At 67.7% G+C, this 16,952-nt stretch carries 17 protein-coding genes; 5 read left to right on the top strand and 12 right to left on the bottom strand.

Features of this window, described 5'->3' with window-relative positions; translation table 11 throughout:
- Window positions 1-14: 14 nt before the first annotated feature.
- Complete coding sequence (rpsB, locus tag ABDC78_RS10820) at window positions 15-848, bottom strand: 30S ribosomal protein S2 (protein WP_178362220.1); 834 nt, start codon at window positions 846-848, stop codon at window positions 15-17.
- A 294-nt stretch (window positions 849-1,142) separates the two neighbouring features.
- On the opposite strand from rpsB, the gene ABDC78_RS10815 reads away from it, so the two are divergent.
- Window positions 1,143-1,631, top strand: a complete 489-nt coding sequence (locus tag ABDC78_RS10815) for a M23 family metallopeptidase (RefSeq protein ID WP_178362219.1) — start codon at window positions 1,143-1,145, stop codon at window positions 1,629-1,631.
- Between the two features lie 105 nt (window positions 1,632-1,736).
- On the opposite strand, the gene ABDC78_RS10810 is transcribed toward ABDC78_RS10815, so the two are convergent.
- From ABDC78_RS10810 to ABDC78_RS10775, 8 genes are all read right to left on the bottom strand, one after another.
- Complete coding sequence (locus tag ABDC78_RS10810) at window positions 1,737-2,615, bottom strand: alpha/beta hydrolase (protein WP_178362218.1); 879 nt, start codon at window positions 2,613-2,615, stop codon at window positions 1,737-1,739.
- 136 nt (window positions 2,616-2,751) lie between these two features.
- The gene (locus ABDC78_RS10805) at window positions 2,752-3,654 is read right to left on the bottom strand and encodes a tyrosine recombinase XerC (RefSeq protein ID WP_178362217.1); all 903 of its coding nucleotides are present in this window, start codon (window positions 3,652-3,654) and stop codon (window positions 2,752-2,754) included.
- Between the two features lie 32 nt (window positions 3,655-3,686).
- Complete coding sequence (locus ABDC78_RS10800) at window positions 3,687-4,847, bottom strand: lactate 2-monooxygenase (protein WP_178362216.1); 1,161 nt, start codon at window positions 4,845-4,847, stop codon at window positions 3,687-3,689.
- Between the two features lie 36 nt (window positions 4,848-4,883).
- The gene (locus tag ABDC78_RS10795) at window positions 4,884-5,717 is read right to left on the bottom strand and encodes a siderophore-interacting protein (protein WP_178362215.1); all 834 of its coding nucleotides are present in this window, start codon (window positions 5,715-5,717) and stop codon (window positions 4,884-4,886) included.
- Between the two features lie 240 nt (window positions 5,718-5,957).
- Window positions 5,958-6,314: a hypothetical protein gene (locus tag ABDC78_RS10790; protein ID WP_178362214.1), complete on the bottom strand. Its 357-nt coding sequence runs from the start codon at window positions 6,312-6,314 to the stop codon at window positions 5,958-5,960.
- Window positions 6,315-6,384: 70 nt separating this feature from the next.
- Complete coding sequence (gene dprA / locus ABDC78_RS10785; RefSeq protein ID WP_178362213.1) at window positions 6,385-7,509, bottom strand: DNA-processing protein DprA; 1,125 nt, start codon at window positions 7,507-7,509, stop codon at window positions 6,385-6,387.
- Window positions 7,509-9,017, bottom strand: a complete 1,509-nt coding sequence (locus tag ABDC78_RS10780; RefSeq protein ID WP_178362212.1) for a YifB family Mg chelatase-like AAA ATPase — start codon at window positions 9,015-9,017, stop codon at window positions 7,509-7,511. The genes dprA and ABDC78_RS10780 overlap by 1 nt, the downstream gene beginning before the upstream one ends.
- A complete protein-coding gene (locus ABDC78_RS10775) occupies window positions 9,017-9,388 on the bottom strand; it encodes a YraN family protein (protein ID WP_178362211.1) in 372 nt (123 codons plus the stop codon). The genes ABDC78_RS10780 and ABDC78_RS10775 overlap by 1 nt, the downstream gene beginning before the upstream one ends.
- A gap of 151 nt (window positions 9,389-9,539) precedes the next feature.
- On the opposite strand from ABDC78_RS10775, the gene ABDC78_RS10770 reads away from it, so the two are divergent.
- The 4 genes from ABDC78_RS10770 to ABDC78_RS10755 all read left to right on the top strand — a co-directional run bounded on the left by ABDC78_RS10770 (window position 9,540) and on the right by ABDC78_RS10755 (window position 14,135).
- On the top strand, window positions 9,540-9,917 hold the full coding sequence (locus ABDC78_RS10770) for a DUF202 domain-containing protein (protein WP_178362210.1): 378 nt from the start codon (window positions 9,540-9,542) through the stop codon (window positions 9,915-9,917).
- Window positions 9,918-9,953: 36 nt separating this feature from the next.
- A complete protein-coding gene (locus ABDC78_RS10765) occupies window positions 9,954-10,607 on the top strand; it encodes a hypothetical protein (RefSeq protein WP_178362209.1) in 654 nt (217 codons plus the stop codon).
- Window positions 10,608-10,681: 74 nt separating this feature from the next.
- Window positions 10,682-11,506, top strand: a complete 825-nt coding sequence (locus ABDC78_RS10760; protein WP_178362208.1) for a DUF1206 domain-containing protein — start codon at window positions 10,682-10,684, stop codon at window positions 11,504-11,506.
- A gap of 130 nt (window positions 11,507-11,636) precedes the next feature.
- The gene (locus ABDC78_RS10755) at window positions 11,637-14,135 is read left to right on the top strand and encodes an AMP-binding protein (protein ID WP_178362207.1); all 2,499 of its coding nucleotides are present in this window, start codon (window positions 11,637-11,639) and stop codon (window positions 14,133-14,135) included.
- Here ABDC78_RS10755 and ABDC78_RS10750 read toward each other — a convergent pair.
- From ABDC78_RS10750 to ABDC78_RS10740, 3 genes are read right to left on the bottom strand one after another with little or no spacing between them, the layout of a single operon-like run.
- Window positions 14,095-14,913: an acyl-CoA thioesterase domain-containing protein gene (locus tag ABDC78_RS10750; protein WP_178362206.1), complete on the bottom strand. Its 819-nt coding sequence runs from the start codon at window positions 14,911-14,913 to the stop codon at window positions 14,095-14,097. The two genes, ABDC78_RS10755 and ABDC78_RS10750, sit on opposite strands and share 41 nt — an antisense overlap.
- Window positions 14,910-16,124, bottom strand: coding sequence for a CoA transferase (locus tag ABDC78_RS10745; protein WP_178362205.1), 1,215 nt, complete (start codon window positions 16,122-16,124; stop codon window positions 14,910-14,912). The genes ABDC78_RS10750 and ABDC78_RS10745 overlap by 4 nt, the downstream gene beginning before the upstream one ends.
- A gap of 22 nt (window positions 16,125-16,146) precedes the next feature.
- On the bottom strand, window positions 16,147-16,887 hold the full coding sequence (locus tag ABDC78_RS10740; RefSeq protein ID WP_178362385.1) for an HAD-IIA family hydrolase: 741 nt from the start codon (window positions 16,885-16,887) through the stop codon (window positions 16,147-16,149).
- Between the last annotated feature and the right edge of the window lie 65 nt (window positions 16,888-16,952).

The following is a 16,952-nucleotide window of genomic DNA, read 5'->3' as shown; positions in this document are numbered from 1 at the left end:
TTTCGCTACGAGTTTCAGGAAGTGGGTTCGGCGGCGGCAGCAGCCTCGGCCGGGGCAGCTTCCGGTGCAGCGGCGGCGGTGGTCGCACCCGCCAGCAGCTCCTGCTCCCATTCGGCGAGCGGCTCGGCCGCCTGGGCCTCGGGCTTGTCGGCTCCGGCGCCCGACCGTGCCTGCAGACCCTCGGCGACCGCGGAGGCCACCACTCTGGTCAGCAGCGCAGCGGAGCGGATCGCGTCGTCGTTGCCCGGGATCGGGTAGTCGACGAGGTCGGGGTCGCAGTTGGTGTCCAGGATCGCGATGATCGGGATGTTCAACTTGCGAGCCTCGGCAACCGCGAGGTGCTCCTTGTTGGTGTCGACGACCCAGATCGCCGAGGGGATCTTCTGCATGTCCCGGATACCGCCGAGGCTGCGCTCCAGCTTGTTCTTCTCGCGGGTCAGCATCAGGATTTCCTTCTTGGTGCGACCCTCGAAGCCACCGGTCTGCTCCATGGCTTCGAGCTCCTTCATCCGCTGAAGGCGCTTGTGCACGGTCTGGAAGTTGGTGAGCATGCCACCCAACCAGCGCTGGTTCACGTACGGCATGCCGACGCGGGTCGCCTCCTGGGCGATGGACTCCTGCGCCTGCTTCTTGGTGCCGACGAACATGATGGACCCACCGTGCGCGACGGTCTCCTTGACGAACTCGTAGGCCGAGTCGATGTAGGTCAGCGTCTGCTGCAGGTCGATGATGTAGATGCCGTTGCGGTCGGTGAAGATGAACCGCTTCATCTTGGGATTCCAGCGACGGGTCTGATGCCCGAAGTGAGCGCCGCTGTCAAGCAGCTGCTTCATTGTTACGACAGCCATGGTGTTGTTGCCGGCCTTCTTTAGTCGGTTGACGCGCAGCGTCGGGTGACGCCGTGCCCTGGTGTCTGCTGGAAGCCGGACTCGTTTCCGAGAAGCTCGGGACGAGACCGCCGGCATCCGAGGTATGACCACCAGTGGGTGGCCATGAGCAGACACGCGAAGTCAGCCCGCAGTTGCGAGCTGCGGTAAGGAGTTTACACGGTGAAAACACCTGCTCCGACCACCGCGACGGGCATCCACAGGGCGGCCATTGCGGGCTGGCGCACGGGCGCCGCGGTCCATTGAACTGTAGCGATGCGGATGCTGACGGCCGTCGTCGCGCTGTTGGTGGTGTGGGCGGTCCCGGCGTCGGCGGAGACCGGACGGCTCGACTGGCCCCTTCGGCCGCGCCCGGCGGTGGTGCGTGCGTTCGACGCGCCCTCGCCTAATTGGCAACGTGGCCATCGTGGCGTCGATCTCGCCGGGACGCCCGGACAGCCGGTGTACGCGGCCGGCGCGGGCACCGTGGTGTTCGCCGGTGAGTTGGCAGGCCGTCCCCTGGTCTCGATCGCGCACCCCGGCGGGCTGCGGACCAGCTACGAGCCCGTCCAGCCCGGGGTGCGACGCGGTCAGACGGTGAGCTCGCGCAGCGTTATCGGCGAGCTCGTGGCGGGCCACCCCGGCTGTGCGGCCTCGGCCTGCCTGCACTGGGGGGCGATGTGGGGTGCGGCCGCGCGCGCCGACTACGTCGATCCGCTGGGGTTGCTGGCGAGCACGCGGATCCGGCTCAAGCCGGTGCGCTGACGCCGGAACCGGCTCGGGCTCTTTCCTCGCCGGAATTGCACTCCAGCAGCGGTGTTGCGAGAGCGAGCCTGCTGGAACGCAATTCCGGCGCGGGGAATCCTGGCCTCAGGCAGGCAGCGATCGCAGGAAGCCGACCATCGTTGCCAGCACGACGTCGGGGCGATCTCGCTGCACCCAGTGACCGGCTCCGGGAACCACCACGAGCCGGGCGTCGGGCATCGCGGCGGCGGCCGCTTCGGCCGCGGCCACCGGCACTCCGGCATCCCGATCACCGTGCACGACCAGCGCCGGGCGCGGGAACGACGCCAGTTGCGGGGTGTAGTCGGTGGCCATCCCGCACCACCGGATCTGCTCATGCTGCCACTGGTCGAACATGTCGAGTCCCCGGCCCTGCGCCGCCGCGGCAATCACCTCGTCGACCAATGCGGGTGTGCGAGCGTCGGGATCGCGGATCAGTGACGCCAACGACCACCGCATGCCGGCCCGACTGCCGCTGAACCACCTGGTCGCTGCCCTCAACAGTCCGGTACGCAGCATCACCCAGGTGACGAACTGCCGGATGCCAGAGAGTCGATCGACTGACAACCGGTGCATGATGCCGTAGCTGCCGAACAGCGCTGCACCGCTCACCCGCTCCGGTCGCTCGAGCACGTGGCCCAGCGCCATTCCACCGCCGAGTGACAGCCCGCCGACTACATACCGGCGCAGCTCCAGCGCGTCGACAAGCTCACCGACGTAGTCGACGAGCCGCCGCTGGGTCGCCTGCCAGGTCGGGTTGGGGCTGTGGCCGTAACCGGGGTGGTCGGGGGCGATCACCCGGAACCCGGCCTCGGCGAGGAGCGGCCCGATGCCACCCCACGACAGCGACGCGCTGTCCACCCCGCCGCCGTGCAGGAGCAGCACCGTCCGTTCCGGCGCGCTCGAGGGGTTCCACTCGAGGACCGACACCGATGCGCAGGGCAGGTCCACCGTTGAACGATTCACGAAAACTGTTCAATTCCTTCGGCTTTGACATCTCTACGCCTGCCAACCCTACCGCCGGTCGCCTCATCGCCGGAATTGCATCCAGCAGAGAAAGATCACGTGCGGGCCGGCTGGAACGCAATCTCGGCGGGGTGGACTAAGCCCGGGGGTGGGCCTGGTCGTGCACAGCACGCAGTCGCGCCACCGACACATGCGTGTACAGCTGCGTGGTGGCCAGCGACGAGTGACCCAGCAGTTCCTGCACCACCCGCAGATCTGCCCCGCCCTCGAGAAGATGCGTGGCAGCACTGTGGCGCAGTCCGTGCGGCCCGATGTCGGGGGCACCCGTGACTGCGGCCATCGTCTGATGCACGACGGTGCGTGCCTGTCGCGGGTCGAGCCGCCCGCCGCGGGCACCGAGGAGCAGGGCAGCCCCTGAATCGCTGCCGGCCAGCGCAGGCCGCCCGTCGGCCAGCCACGCCGTCACAGCGATGTGCGCAGGCTCGCCGTAGGGCACGGTGCGCTGCTTGTTCCCCTTGCCCAGCACCCGCAGCACCCGGCGGGAGCTGTCGATGTCGTCGATGTCCAGCCCGCACAGTTCGCTGACGCGGATGCCGGTCGCATAAAGCATCTCGACGATCAAACGGTCCCGGAGTGCGAGCGGATCATTCTGTTGGGCACCGGATTTCGCCGCATCCATGGCATCGATCGCCTGATCCTGACGCAGCACCGCCGGGAGCGTGCGCCGACCCTTGGGCACCTGCAGACGGGTCGCGGGATCCTCGGTCAACAGTCCGTGACGCACCGCCCATGCGGTGAACGTCTTCACGGCCGAGGTGCGCCGGGCCAGCGTCGCACGGGCGGCGCCGGTGGCGGCCTGCGCAGCAAGCCAGGAGCGCAGCACCGGCAGCGTCAGGCCACGCAGGCCTGCGTCGGGGGCACGGTTCGCGAGGAAGTCGAACAGCGACCGAAGGTCACCGAGATAGGCGCGCCGCGTGTGCTCCGAGCGGCCACGCTGCAGCGCGAGGTATTCGTCGAACTCCTCGAGGACGGCCTCCACTCCCCCACCGTGGCAGAGGTCGATCCACCGATTCAGGTGACGCGCCGCAGCGTGTCCGGAGTGAGATCAGACCGCGTGGGATATCCGTCGACGGCCATGATGAGGTCGGTTTCGGCCAGCAGCGACCGCAGCACGTGCACGATGCCGTCCTCGCCGCCGATGGCGAGCCCGTAGGCGTAGGGCCTGCCGACTCCCACGGCCGTCGCCCCCAGTGCCAGCGACTTGACGATGTCGGCGCCGCTGCGGATACCGGAGTCGAACAGCACCGGCATCCCGTCGGCGGCCTCGACCACGCCGGGCAGGCAATCGATCGCGGGCAGCCCGCCGTTGGCCTGACGTCCGCCGTGGGTGGAGCAGTAGATGCCGTCGACACCGCCGTCCTTGGCGCGACGGACATCGTCGGGATGGCAGATGCCCTTGAGCACCAGCGGCAGGTCGGTCAGCGACCGCAGCCACTCCAAGTCATCCCAGGTCAGGGGGTTTCCGAACAGCTGCACCCACTGCATGATCGCAGCCTGCATGTTCTCCTCGGGTGGCTGGGCAAGCGAGGCGCGGAAGACCGGGTCGCTGGTGTAGTTCGCCAGGCAGCGGCCTCGCAGCTGCGGGAAGTTCGACATCGCCAGGTCCCGCGGTCTCCACCCCGGGATCCAGGTGTCCAGGGTGACGATGATCGCCTTGTACCCGGCGGCCTCGGCGCGGCTGACCAGGCTGGCCGCGAGATCACGATCGGTCGGCGTGTAGAGCTGGAAGAAGCCCGGGGTGTCACCGAATTCGGCGGCGACGTCCTCGAGTGGGTCCTCGGTCAGCGTGGAGACAGCCATCGGAACCCCGGTGCGGGCTGCCGCGCGGGCGGCCGCCAGGTCGCCATGACCGGTCTGCGCGCAGATGCCGATCACCCCGACCGGCGCCATGAACAGCGGCGACGGCAGCGTCATGCCGAACAGGTCCACGGTGAGGACGCGCTCTGTGGCGCCGACCAGCATCCTCGGCATCAGGCCCCAGCGGTCGAAGGCGGTCCGATTGACCCGCTGCGTCTGCTCGTCCCCGGCGCCGCCTGCCACATAGGACCAGATCGACGGGGGCATGGCGACTTCGGCCTTCGCCTCCCAGCCGGCGTAGTCCATGGGCAGCGACGGCAGCACCCCGGACAGGCCCTGCAGGTAGATCTCGAGTTGGTAGTTACCGAAGGTCATCGCCCCAGGGTGCCATCGGCGACCCGGTGGGCAGGGCTATTTCGCTTCGGCTTCGGCGAGTTCGCGCTTCCACTGCCGGAACGTCTCCTCGGTGCGGCCGCGCCGCCAGTATCCGGAGATCGATCCGGCCCACTTGGCATCCACGCCGCGTTCCTTGCGGATGTAGGACCGCAGGTTGTGCATGACGGCCTGGGCTTCACCGTGGATGAACACCTGGACTTGCCCGGGTAACCACAGGGCTTCCTTCACCGCGGTGATCAGCGGGGCATGGTCGCCGGCGTGCTCGTCACCGATCAGGTCGGCGCGACCTCCGCGAAAAACCCACGCGACGTCGACGCCGGCCGGTGCGGTCAACTCGATCTCGTCTTCAGGACCGGCCACCTCGATGAACACCTTGCCGATCGCGTTGTCGGGCAACGCTTCCAGCGCGGCGCTGATCGCGGGAAGCGCCGCTTCGTCGCCGGCCAGCAGGTGCCAGTCGGCCGCCGGATCCGGTGCATAGCCGCCGTTGGGTCCCATCACGAAGAGACGCTGCCCGGGAACGGCCGAGGCGGCCCAAGGGCCCGCGACGCCGTGATCACCGTGTACGACAAAGTCGATCGTGATCTCATGACGCACGGGGTCGGTGTGACGAACGGTGTAGGTGCGCACGGTGTGGTCGAGTGACTTGAAACTGTCCAGCGTCAACGGTTGCTCGAGGGTGCCGACGTCGACGGTGTCGTCGACGAAGACCAGCTTGACGTACGCGTCAGTGCTCTCGTTCGGGGTGAACGTATCGAAACCGCTGCCTCCGAGCACGACTCGGACCATGTGCCGGGTCAACTGCTCTGAGCGCACCACTTCGAACGTGTGCACGGGACGTCCTGCCACCTCAACCCACCTCCGCTGTTCAGCTTGCCCCTCGACTATACGAGCGCCGTCGCCGTCGCAGGGCGCTAGCGTCGCGACGTTCTGAAGCCGACCCCCACCTGAGCGGCTGGACGAGACATCAGCCCACCGGTGCAGCGCAAACGTCTGCAGTGAAGCCCAGGGTGCAGCGATGTGTTGAGTTCACCTGTGGGACAACGGCGGAGACTTATCGAGCGCGGAGTCCAGCTCAGTGGGTCCGAACTATGGCTGGGAAACCAGCTGGGAGCGGTCGTCGGCCGAATACGCGCCGTCCAGGGGACCACGGGTGTGTTCGTCTACGTCGTTGCGAACGTGCGGCCCGCCGTTGCCGCGACCGCGCGTGCCGCTGATCGCCGCGGAGGCCTGGCTCGCGGTGATCGAACCACCCTGAAGCGCTCGAGCAACGGCCATGATCTCGGCGACATCGGTGAAAAAGTCCCGCACCTGGTTCCATCGCGATGTCTGCATCAGTTGCCCCTTTACCTGTAGTTCCTTCTCTATCCATAGAACTACGCGGTTGGGGACCATCGGGCGATCGGCGACGTGAGCGTAGTCACGAAACGCCGTGACATTGCCCACTGTTCGGTTCGCCCGCGGCCTGGGTCACCTCGTGACCGCTGAGTTCTTCACAGCAGACGCGGTGGGAGTCCTAGTGTCTCCTCAGCTTCCAGCAGCCATCCGTCTGCGTCACGAGGCCGCGGACATCCAGCATGGTCAGCGGGCCGAGCACATCAGCGACCGGCAGCCCCGCCACCACCGCGATCTCGTTCACGGTGCGTGTTCCACGCCCGGGCAGTGCTTCGTACACCGTCAGCTCGAGGTCGCTCAGCTCGTCGACCTCGGAGGTCGGCCGAACCGCCTCCGGCGCCAACTCGCCCATCCGACCGACCAGTTCGACGACGTCAGCCGCCCTGGTGACGACCTTGACACGTTGATCGAGCAACTCGTGGCAGCCGACGGACGACGATGATGTAACAGGTCCGGGAACAGCACCCACCGGACGTCCCAATGCCTTGGCCCACCCCGCCGTGTTGCGCGCGCCGCTTCGGGCTCCGGCCTCGACGACCACTGTGGCTCCACTCAACGCGGCCACCAATCGGTTGCGGGTCAGGAACTGTCGACGGGTCGGCCGCATGCCGGGCGGGTACTCGCTGACGATCAGACCGTGCCGGCTGACTCTGTGCAGCAGAGCCGAATGTCCTGCGGGATAGGGGACGTCGATCCCAGCGGCAAGAACCGCGACGGTCTCGCCGTCGGAAGCCAACGCCGCGCGGTGCGCCGCACCGTCGATCCCGTACGCACCCCCGGAGACCACGGCTACGTCACGCTCGGCCAGACCGGCGGCCAGATCCGCGGCAATGTGCTCACCGTAGGCGGTCGCCGCCCGGGTTCCGACGATCGATGCGGCCCGCTGCGTGAAGTCACTCATCCGCGACGGGCCGACCACCCAGAGGACCAATGGCGCATAGGCATTCGGCAACTTCGTGCGATCGGCACCGTCAAACGACCTGAACGGCAGGTAGGGCCACTCGTCGTCATCGGCGGTGACCAGACGCCCTCCCATCCGCTCCAGGATCGCGAGATCGTGTTCTGCGGTATCGATCTCGAATCGAGCTTCGGTGGCTCGCTTCAACCGATCCTTGACGTCACGACGACGGATCCGCTCGGCAGCTTCGACAGCGCCAACGGTGGCCACCAGATCAGCGAGCAGCGCATTGGGCGGTTCGGCAACCCTCGACAGGTACGCCCACGCGCGGCGAGTCTGTTTCTCCATCAGTGACCCACCACCTGTCGGAAGCTCATCGCCGTCATCACGTCCTCTGTGTTGGGCGAGGTGCGTCCGGCGAGGTCGGCGAGAGTCCACGCGACCCGCACGGCGCGGTCCATTCCCCGGATACTCACCGCCCCGCGGTCCACCGCCATCCTGAGCGGTTTCATCGCCTCCGCACTGGGCCGGAATCTGCGACGCAACAGCGAACCGCTGACCTCGGCATTGGTCGCGAAGCCGTGGGCACGCCACCGCTCTTGAGCAGCGTTCCTTGCCGCCCACACCCGTTCGCGGACAACGGAGGTCGATTCTCCTTCCTCCTCAGTGAACGATCCCGCGCGTGATGCGTGCATCTCGACGCGCAGGTCGATCCGGTCGGCCAGCGGTCCCGACAGCTTGCCCAGGTAGCGCCTCCTCTCGGCCGCGCCGCACATGCAGTCGCGCGGATCAGGCGGCGCACACGGACACAGATTGGCAGCCAGCACCAACTGGATCCGGCATGGATAGCAGGTGACACCGTCGCGGCGGGCAAGACGTATCTCGCCGTCCTCCAACGGCGTGCGAAGCGCCTCCAGCGCGCCGCTGTTGATCTCCGCGAACTCATCGAGGAACAACACGCCCCTGTGGGCGCGACTCACCGCACCGGGGCGCGCCATCCCCGAACCTCCACCCACGAGTGCTGCGACGCTGGCGGTGTGGTGCGGTGCGACGAACGGCGGTCGGGTGATCAGAGGCGCGTCGCCGGTCAACAGCCCCGCCACCGAATGGATCGCCGTGACCTCCAGCGACTCGGTATGGGCCAAGGGGGGAAGGAGGCCCGGAAGCCGCTGCGCCAACATCGTTTTCCCCACCCCGGGTGGCCCGGTCATCATGAGGTTGTGGGCGCCCGCCGCGGCGACCTCGACGGCGTAGCGCGCCTGCCCCTGCCCGACGACATCGCTGAGATCCGTCACCGCCTCGGGCGTGTGCCGCGGGCTCTCGACACGAGCATCAAGATCGCCCTTGCCCGCCAACCAGGCCCGCAACTGTCGCAGACTGCGGATACCCCACACCTCGATGCCGTCGACAAGGCTGGCCTCGGCCAGGTTCTCGATGGGCACCATGACGGCGGGCCGGCCCTGGTTCCGTGCGGCGAGCACCGCGGGCAGCACGCCCTTGACCGGCCGCACCCGGCCGTCGAGTGCGAGTTCGCCGAGCAGCACCGTCTTCTCCAGCCGCGGCCAGAACTTCTTGTCTTCCGCCGACAACACCGCTGCGGCCAGCGCGAGGTCGTACACGCTGCCCATCTTCGGTAGCGTCGCCGGGGACAACGCCAGCGTCAGCCGCGTCATCGGCCAGGTGAAACCGCAGTTGGAGATCGCCGCGCGCACCCGGTCACGGGACTCCCGCAGTGCAGCATCGGCCAGTCCCACCAGATAGATCCCCGGTAGCCCAGCGGCGATGTCAGCCTCGATCTCGACGATCTCACCCTCCACACCGCGCACCGCCACGGAGAAGGCCCTGCCCAGTGCCATCACCCCACCCCCTGGATATGGGTGATCTCCGGGGTGCGGCGTCGGCCGATCCGGATGGTGATGACATCGATGCGCACCGCCGCCCAACTGCCCTGTTGCTGCGCCAGCCACAGCCCGGCAAGCCGACGCAGCCGGCGCACCTTGGTCGGAGTCACCGCCTGCTCGACGCCGCCGAACTGGTCCCCGGTGCGTGTCTTGACTTCCACGAACACCACCGCCCGGGCGTTGTCGTCGGCCGCGATGACATCCAACTCGCCATAGCGACACCGCCAGTTGCGCGCGAGCACCCGCAGCCCGAGCCGTTCGAGATAGTCGACGGCAAGCTGCTCGCCCATCGCCCCGATTTCGGCGCGGCTCTGTGTTCTTGTCATGCCTTCACGCTGCAGCACACCGGTGACAGGAGCGCGCCGATAACGTCAGCTGTCCCCAATCGCGAATTCGTCCACAGCCCCGGCGATTCGCGCTGCGGGTAGTAGCCTCAATCTCCTGCGGATTCCGTCGATCAGTGACCGGGAGGTGGCGATGCCGGACCGTGCGCTGGACGCGAACACCCGACTGGCCGCCGAGCGCAATCGGCTGGCGCTGGAGCGGACGTTGATGGCGTGGACCCGCACCAGCACGGCACTGATCGCCTTCGGCTTCACCATCTACCAGATCTTCCGGTACCTGTCGGAGAGCGAACGGCTCCGCGACCCGTACGTGAGCCCTCAAGTCTTCGGTGTCGCAATGATTCTCGTCGGTCTGACCGCATTGATTCTGGGCTGGGTCCAGCACCGCCAGGAGCTGACGACGCTGCGATCGGATTTCGGCCCGATGCGCTACTCGATCGCCTCCATCGTCGCCGCACTGGTCTCCGGCCTCGGGGTCATCGCGCTGCTCGGGGTGACCCTGCGGCTGTAACGGCACACCCGCAGAATCTCCCGACGAAAGCCGCGCATGAACGACGCACATCGCACCCAGAGGTTCCAGACCCTGACGACGCCGCGTGCCGCGGGGGTCGCCGGCATCCTGTTCGCCGCGTTGTTCGCCACCAGCCTGGTCCTGCTGCGCAGCGCCATTCCCGATGATCCGTTCGCCCAGATCTCCTGGGTGACCCGCGGCGAAACCAGAATCGGTATCGCACTGGTGCTGGCTCCGCTCGCCGGGATCGCGTTCCTGTGGTTCATCGGGGTCGTGCGGGACCAACTCGGCGACCTCGAGGACCGGTTCTTCGGGTCCGTCTTCCTGGGCAGCGGACTGCTGTTTCTGGCCATGGTCGCCGTCTCGATGGCCATCGCCGGAGCGATCCTGATCGTCGCCGAGACCCCGGCGATCGCCTCGAACGGAGTCGTCTACTTCGCGCGGTCACTGATGCTTCAGATCAGCAACGTCTGGGGGGTGCGCTTTGCCGGCGTGTTCATGATCTCGCTGGCCACCATCTGGATCCGCACCAGGCTGATGCCACGATGGCTGGCCGGCGTCACGTACCTGCTGGCGTTGATCCTTCTTCTTGTGGTCAGTCGAAGCCTGTGGATCACCCTGGTGTTCCCGGCGTGGGTGTGCGGCATCAGCGTGTTCATCCTCACGAAGGGTCGGCCGGCCGAACGGTGACCACCCCGGCCACCGGGTGTTTCGTCGGCGTCAAAAAGGGGGTACTCGGCCGCATCCCCCCACCAGGAGGCACCATGGCCACCAGTTCCAAGTCCGCCCACGGCATCGCCGACCGGGCCACCGACAGCGATGCGTTCGAGTACACCGCGAGGGCAGGTTTCGCCGCCAGCGGCGTGCTGCACCTGCTGATCGGCTACATCATCCTTCAGCTGGCGTTCACCGGGGCGGGCGGAAACGCCGACCAGTCCGGCGCGCTGGCCACCCTGGGCAGCCAGACCGGCGGGAAGATCGTGCTGTGGGCGGCCGCGGCGGGGCTGGTCGCGCTCGGGTTGTGGCGCATCGCCGAAGCCGTCATCGGAGCGAAACCCGGCGAAGGCTCCGGCGGCAAGGGCGACAACCCCGCCTGGAAACGCGCGAAGTCGGTCGGCCTGGCTATCGCGAACTTCGCGATCGCCCTGTCCGCGGCGCGGTTCGCCATGGGCAGTGGGCAGTCGAGCGGCCAGCAGAACTCCGGCATGTCCGCCCAGCTGATGCAGTCCGGATGGGGCAAAGTCGTACTGATCGCCGTGGGCCTCGGTGTCATCGCCGTCGGCGGCTACCACGTCTACAAAGGGGTGTCCCAGAAGTTCCTCGACGACCTGCAGGTCTCCGGTGGCACCGCCATCGTCGCGACCGGGGTCGCCGGCTACGCCGCCAAGGGCCTCGTCCTCGCCGGTGCCGGGCTGCTGGTCATCATGGCAACACTGCAGGCCGATCCGGCGAAGGCGAGCGGCCTCGACGCCGCGATCAAGACGCTGGGCCAGGCGCCGTTCGGGAAGTTCCTGCTGATCGCCGCGGGGCTGGGGATCGCCGCCTTCGGCGCCTACAGCTTCGTCAGGAGCCGCTACGGCCGCATGTGATGGCTTTGGGACGGCAACTGAGCTAACGGTATCCTCACTTCGGTAAGCCTCAGCTCAGGTGCCCGGCGCCTGTCGCGGAAAGGATTGCCTGGATGCGGCCAGGCCCGAAGCGGATGCCACAGGATCGTCGATGACTCCCCTGGTCGACCATCTGCGCCGTCACGGTGACAACGCCGCGATCCTGACCGGGTCGCGCCGACTCAGCTACACCGAACTCGCCGACCGCGTCGACGCCGCCACCCGCGACCTCGGCGACCGGCGCCGCCTGGTCCTGCTGGAGACCAGCAACACCGTCGACACCCTGATCTGGTACCTGGGCGCGCTCGCCGGCAACCATGTGGTGCTCCCGGTACCCGCCGGCCGCGATCACAGCGCCATCACCGCCACCTACCGCCCCGACGTCGTGATCGACGCCACCGGCATGCACATCCGCCCCGGTCGCGGGCATCTGCTGCACGACGACCTCGCTCTGCTGATGTCCACCTCCGGCAGCACCGGTTCGCCGAAACTGGTCAGGCTCTCGCGGACCAACCTGATCTCCAATGCCTCGGCCATCGCCGAATACCTGGGGATCCGCGAGACCGACCGAGCCGCGACCACATTGCCGATGTCCTACTGCTACGGCCTGTCGGTGGTCACCAGCCACCTGCTCGTCGGAGCCGCACTGATCCTGACCGAGCACTCGGTGTCCGACGCGGAGTTCTGGGATCTGTTCCGCCGCCACCGCGGTACGACTTTCGCCGGCGTGCCGTACACCTTCGAGCTGCTCGAGAGCGTCGGCTTCGCGTCGATGCAGCTCCCCCACCTGCGGTACCTGACGCAAGCCGGCGGTCGGATGCCCGCCGAACGGGTCCGGACGTTCGCCGCACTGGCCGACACGCAGGGCTGGCAGCTCTTCGTGATGTACGGCGCCACCGAGGCGACCGCCCGGATGGCTTACCTGCCACCGGATCTCGCCCACAGCCATGCCACCGCCATCGGTCGACCGATCCCCGGCGGAGCGTTCTCCATCGAACCTGTCGACGGCTGGCCCGAGCACGGCACCGGTGAGCTCGTGTACCGCGGCGCCAACGTCATGATGGGCTACGCGGACGGACCACCCGATCTTGCACTCGGTGCGACCGTTGATGCGCTGCGCACCGGCGACATCGCTCGCCGAGACAGCACCGGGCTGTACGAAGTCGTCGGCCGCAGAAGCCGATTCGTGAAGATGTACGGCCTGCGCATCGATCTGCAACAGCTCGAGACCACACTGCGGGAGGGCGGCGTTCCGGCGTTGTGCACCGACAGTGGCGACCGACTCGTGGTGGTCGCCGCGGGCGACCACCAGCACCGAGAGTTGCAACGCCGCACAGGCCAGATCGCGGGCATTCCCGCAAGCGCGGTGGCCGCCGTCTGCGTTCCCGAGCTACCCATGCTGCCGTCGGGAAAACCGGACTACCCCGCCGCCCGGGTCCTGGCAACGGAGGTCCGCGCCGCCGGCCCGCAACACACCGACCTACGGGAACTGTTCGCCGAGGTGCTCCACCTCGATCCGGCTGCTATCGATCCGGAGGCCAGCTTCGTCGATCTCGGCGGGAACTCGCTGTCCTACGTGACGATGTCGGTGAAGCTCGAACGTGCCCTCGGCCAACTACCGCCTCAGTGGCCGCGACTGTCACTGCGCGCGCTCGAGACGCTGCCCGCGCCGAAACCCAAATGGTGGCAGTCATGGGGCCGCACGCTGGAAACCAGCGTCGCCCTGCGCGCGGTCGCGATCATCCTCATCGTCGGTTCGCACGCCGAGGCGTTCGAACTGTGGGCCGGCGCCCACGTCCTACTGGGCATCGCCGGATACAACTTCGGCCGATTCTGCTTGACCCCGCTCCCCCGGCCCGACCGGATCCGTCACCTGCGCACCACCATCGCGTGGATCGCGGTTCCGTCGGTGTTATGGATCGTAATCGCCCTCGCCCTCACCGACGACTATCACCCGACAAACCTGTTGTTGGCCAACAAGTTCCTCGGCCCTCACGACAGCATGACCGCAGGAAGGCTGTGGTTCGTCGAGGTATTGGTGTGGATCCTCGTCGCCCTCGCGATCCTGTTCTGGCTGCCTGCTCTCGATCGCCTCGAGCGGCGGCACTCGTTCACCGTCGCGATCGCGTTCCTGCTGTTCGGTCTCGCGTTGCGGTTCGACGTGCTGGGACTGAACCTGGGAGACGACGCGTGGTTCACGGTGCTGACATTCTGGTTCTTCGCCGCGGGATGGGCGGCGGCGAAGGCGACGACGATCCAGCAGCGCGCGCTGGTGTCCGCCGTGCTGGTCATCGGACTGTACGGCTACTTCGGCAGCACTCTGCGCGAGACGCTGGTGCTCGCCGGGTTCGCCCTGCTGATCTGGTTGCCGTCTCTGCGGTGTCCGGCCGCGGTCGCGGTGGTCGCCGGTGTCGTCGCCGAAGCCTCGCTGTACACCTATCTCACGCACTACCAGGTGTATCCGCTGTTCGGCAGCCATCGTGTTGTCGGCGTCGTCGCCGCAATCGCCGTGGGGGTGGCGCTGACCGCAGCGGTGACGTTGCTGCGCAGGCAGCTTCGCGACCGCAGGCTCAGTGCGCCGGACTCGGTACGGGCTCCCGCTCTGCGATGAGCCCCTCCTGGACCAGGGTGGCGGCGATGACGCCGTCGCTGCGGACCAGGCTCGCGGTGACCACCCCGCGCCCCCGCGCGGCCGCAGGTGAACGGCACTCCAGCAGATTCCACTGATCCGCGCGGATCGCGCCGTGGAACCACACCGACGAATCCGTGGTGCCGCTGCGGTGGGTTCGTGACCGCATCGAGTGCCCGTGCACCTGCAACGCCGGGTCGATCAGATACACATCGGTGACGTACGCCGCGATCAGCGTGTGCACCAACGGGTCGTCGGGCAGATCCACCAGGACCCGCCACCACAGTCTGCGGACGAACTCACCACCGGCGGTGTCGTCGACGACCCTGATGTCCAGCTCGTCGAGCGGCATCGACGGTGCCGGGCCGGCCGGCCCGGTGTGCTCGAGCGATTCCGGATCCTCCGGCATCACCGCCCGACGTCCGTGCTCCGGCCCGGACAGCGCTGCGGCGAAAGAGATTGTGGCCGTGGTCAGCGGGCGATCACCCTGCAGCGCGACCACTCGACGTGATGCGGCCGTGCGGCCGTCGAAGACCCGCTCCACCCGGTAGTCGATGTCCGCACCCGCATCGCCGCCACGCAGGAACTGCAGATGCATGTTCGTCGGCAGCTTCGCGGCTTCCACCGTGCGCGCGGCCGCGGCCAGGCTCTGTGCGACCAGTTGGCCCCCGTAGGCGCGCTTGCCCTCGGGTCCGCTCGCCCGGCCACGCCACGCGTCCGCATCACCGGTGACATCGAGCAGGCCGAGCAGGGTGCTCATCGTGAGCCGCCCACGGTGCCCGACTGGATGAGTTCGTCGATGTGCCCGGCGTCCAGCGCAAGCCACTCGGCCAGCACCGCCACGGTGTCGCCACCGAGTGCAGGCGCGGGTACGGCGGGCGGGTAGACGCCGTCGATCGACACCGGCAGTCCGGGCGCGAGGTGGCGACCCACCCGCGGCTGATCGAGAGGGCTGAACATCGGATTGTCCGTGACCCGTTCGTCGGCGGCGGTCTCGGCGAACGAGCGGTACCGCTCCCACAACACCGAGGTCGCCGACAACCCGTCGGCGACCTGCGCGCCGGTGTGCACGGTGAACCATTCGGCGAACAGACCGTTGAGCGCGTCGCGGTGCTCATAGCGTTCTCCCTCGTCGGAGAAGTCCGCGTTCAGCGATTGGGCCAGCGCAGCAACGGCTTCGGTGGTTCCGGTCAGCTCGGTGAGATCCCGGAAGTGCCGGCCGGTCAGCGCGACGACCATGAAACCGACACCGTCGGCACTGGTGAAGTTCTGCCCGTAGGTGCCGTAGACGGCATTGCCGATCCGCTCGCGCGAGGTGCCGTTGACCATCGCCTCGGTGAACAGGCTGAGATTGCCGGCCGTCGCCAACGCCACGTTCTCCAGCGGGATGCTGATCCGCTGGCCGTGACCGCTCGCATCGCGGTGACGCAACGCGGTGACCACCGACAGTGCGGCGTAGAGGCCGCAGCTGACATCCCATGCGGGCAGCACGTGATTGACCGGTTCCGTGGCCCCGACAGGCCCGGTGACCAGCGGGAAACCGATGGCGGCGTTGACGGTGTAGTCGACGCCGGTGCCACCGTCGGCGCGTCCCGACACCTCGACGTGGATCAGATCCGGCCGCGTCCCGCTCAACGCCTCGTAGGAATGCCATTGCCGGCCAGCAACATTGGTGATGAACACGCCGCACTCACCGATGAGTCGCACGACCAGCTCCTGGCCCTCAGCGGAGCGCATGTCGACCGCCAGCGACCGCTTTCCCTTGTTCAGGCCTGCCCAGTAGATGCTGTCCCCGTCGGCGGTGAGTGGCCAGCGGCGATAGTCGGCCGCACCGCCGATCGGATCGACTCGGATCACCTCGGCGCCCAGCTGTGTCAACGTCATCCCGGCGAGGGGCACCGCAACGAAACTGGAGATCTCGACGATCCGTACCCCGGCAAGCGGGCGGGACGGGTCGGGCGTAGCGGTCATCGGGTCAAGCTATCAAGAGCGCTCAGATCAACTCGATCGCGTCGTTGATGGACTGCAGAACCCGGCTGGGACGGAACGGATACTTCTCGATCTCGTCGAGGTCGGTAGACCCCGTCAGTACCAGGATGGTTTCCAGACCCGCCTCGATCCCGGCGACGATGTCGGTGTCCATCCGGTCACCGACCATCACGGTGCTCTCCGAATGCGCCTCGATCCGGTTCATCGCACTACGGAACATCATCGGGTTCGGCTTGCCGACGAAGTACGGGTCGCGGCCGGTGGCCTTGGTGATCATCGCCGCCACCGAACCGGTCGCCGGCAACGGGCCTTCCGCCGACGGGCCGGTGACGTCGGGATTCGTCGCGATGAACCGCGCGCCACCGAGAATCAGGCGGATCGCTTTGGTGATCGCCTCGAACGAGTAGGTGCGGGTCTCGCCGAGCACCACGAAGTCCGGCGCGACGTCGGTGAGCGTGTAACCGACCTCGTGCAGCGCCGTGGTCAGACCGGCCTCGCCGATGACGTAGGCAGATCCGCCGGGCAGTTGGTCGGAAAGAAACGTCGCCGTCGCGAGGGCAGAGGTCCAGATCGACGCTTCCGGAACGACCAGCCCGGCACGGACGAGGCGGGCCGCCAGGTCTCGGGGGGTGAAGATCGAGTTGTTGGTCAACACCAGAAAAGGACGCTCGAGCTCGGTCAACCGCTGCAGGAACTCCGCGGCGCCGGGGAGCGCGTGTTCCTCGCGGACGAGCACGCCGTCCATGTCGGTGAGCCAGGACTGCGGGGTGGAAGTCACCTTCTCAGTCTGTCAGCACCGGGTTCGACACG

This window comes from Mycobacterium sp. DL, from assembly GCF_039729195.1.
Classification (GTDB): Bacteria; Actinomycetota; Actinomycetes; order Mycobacteriales; family Mycobacteriaceae; genus Mycobacterium; species Mycobacterium hippocampi_A.
This window is presented reverse-complemented; position numbering and strand designations above follow the sequence as displayed.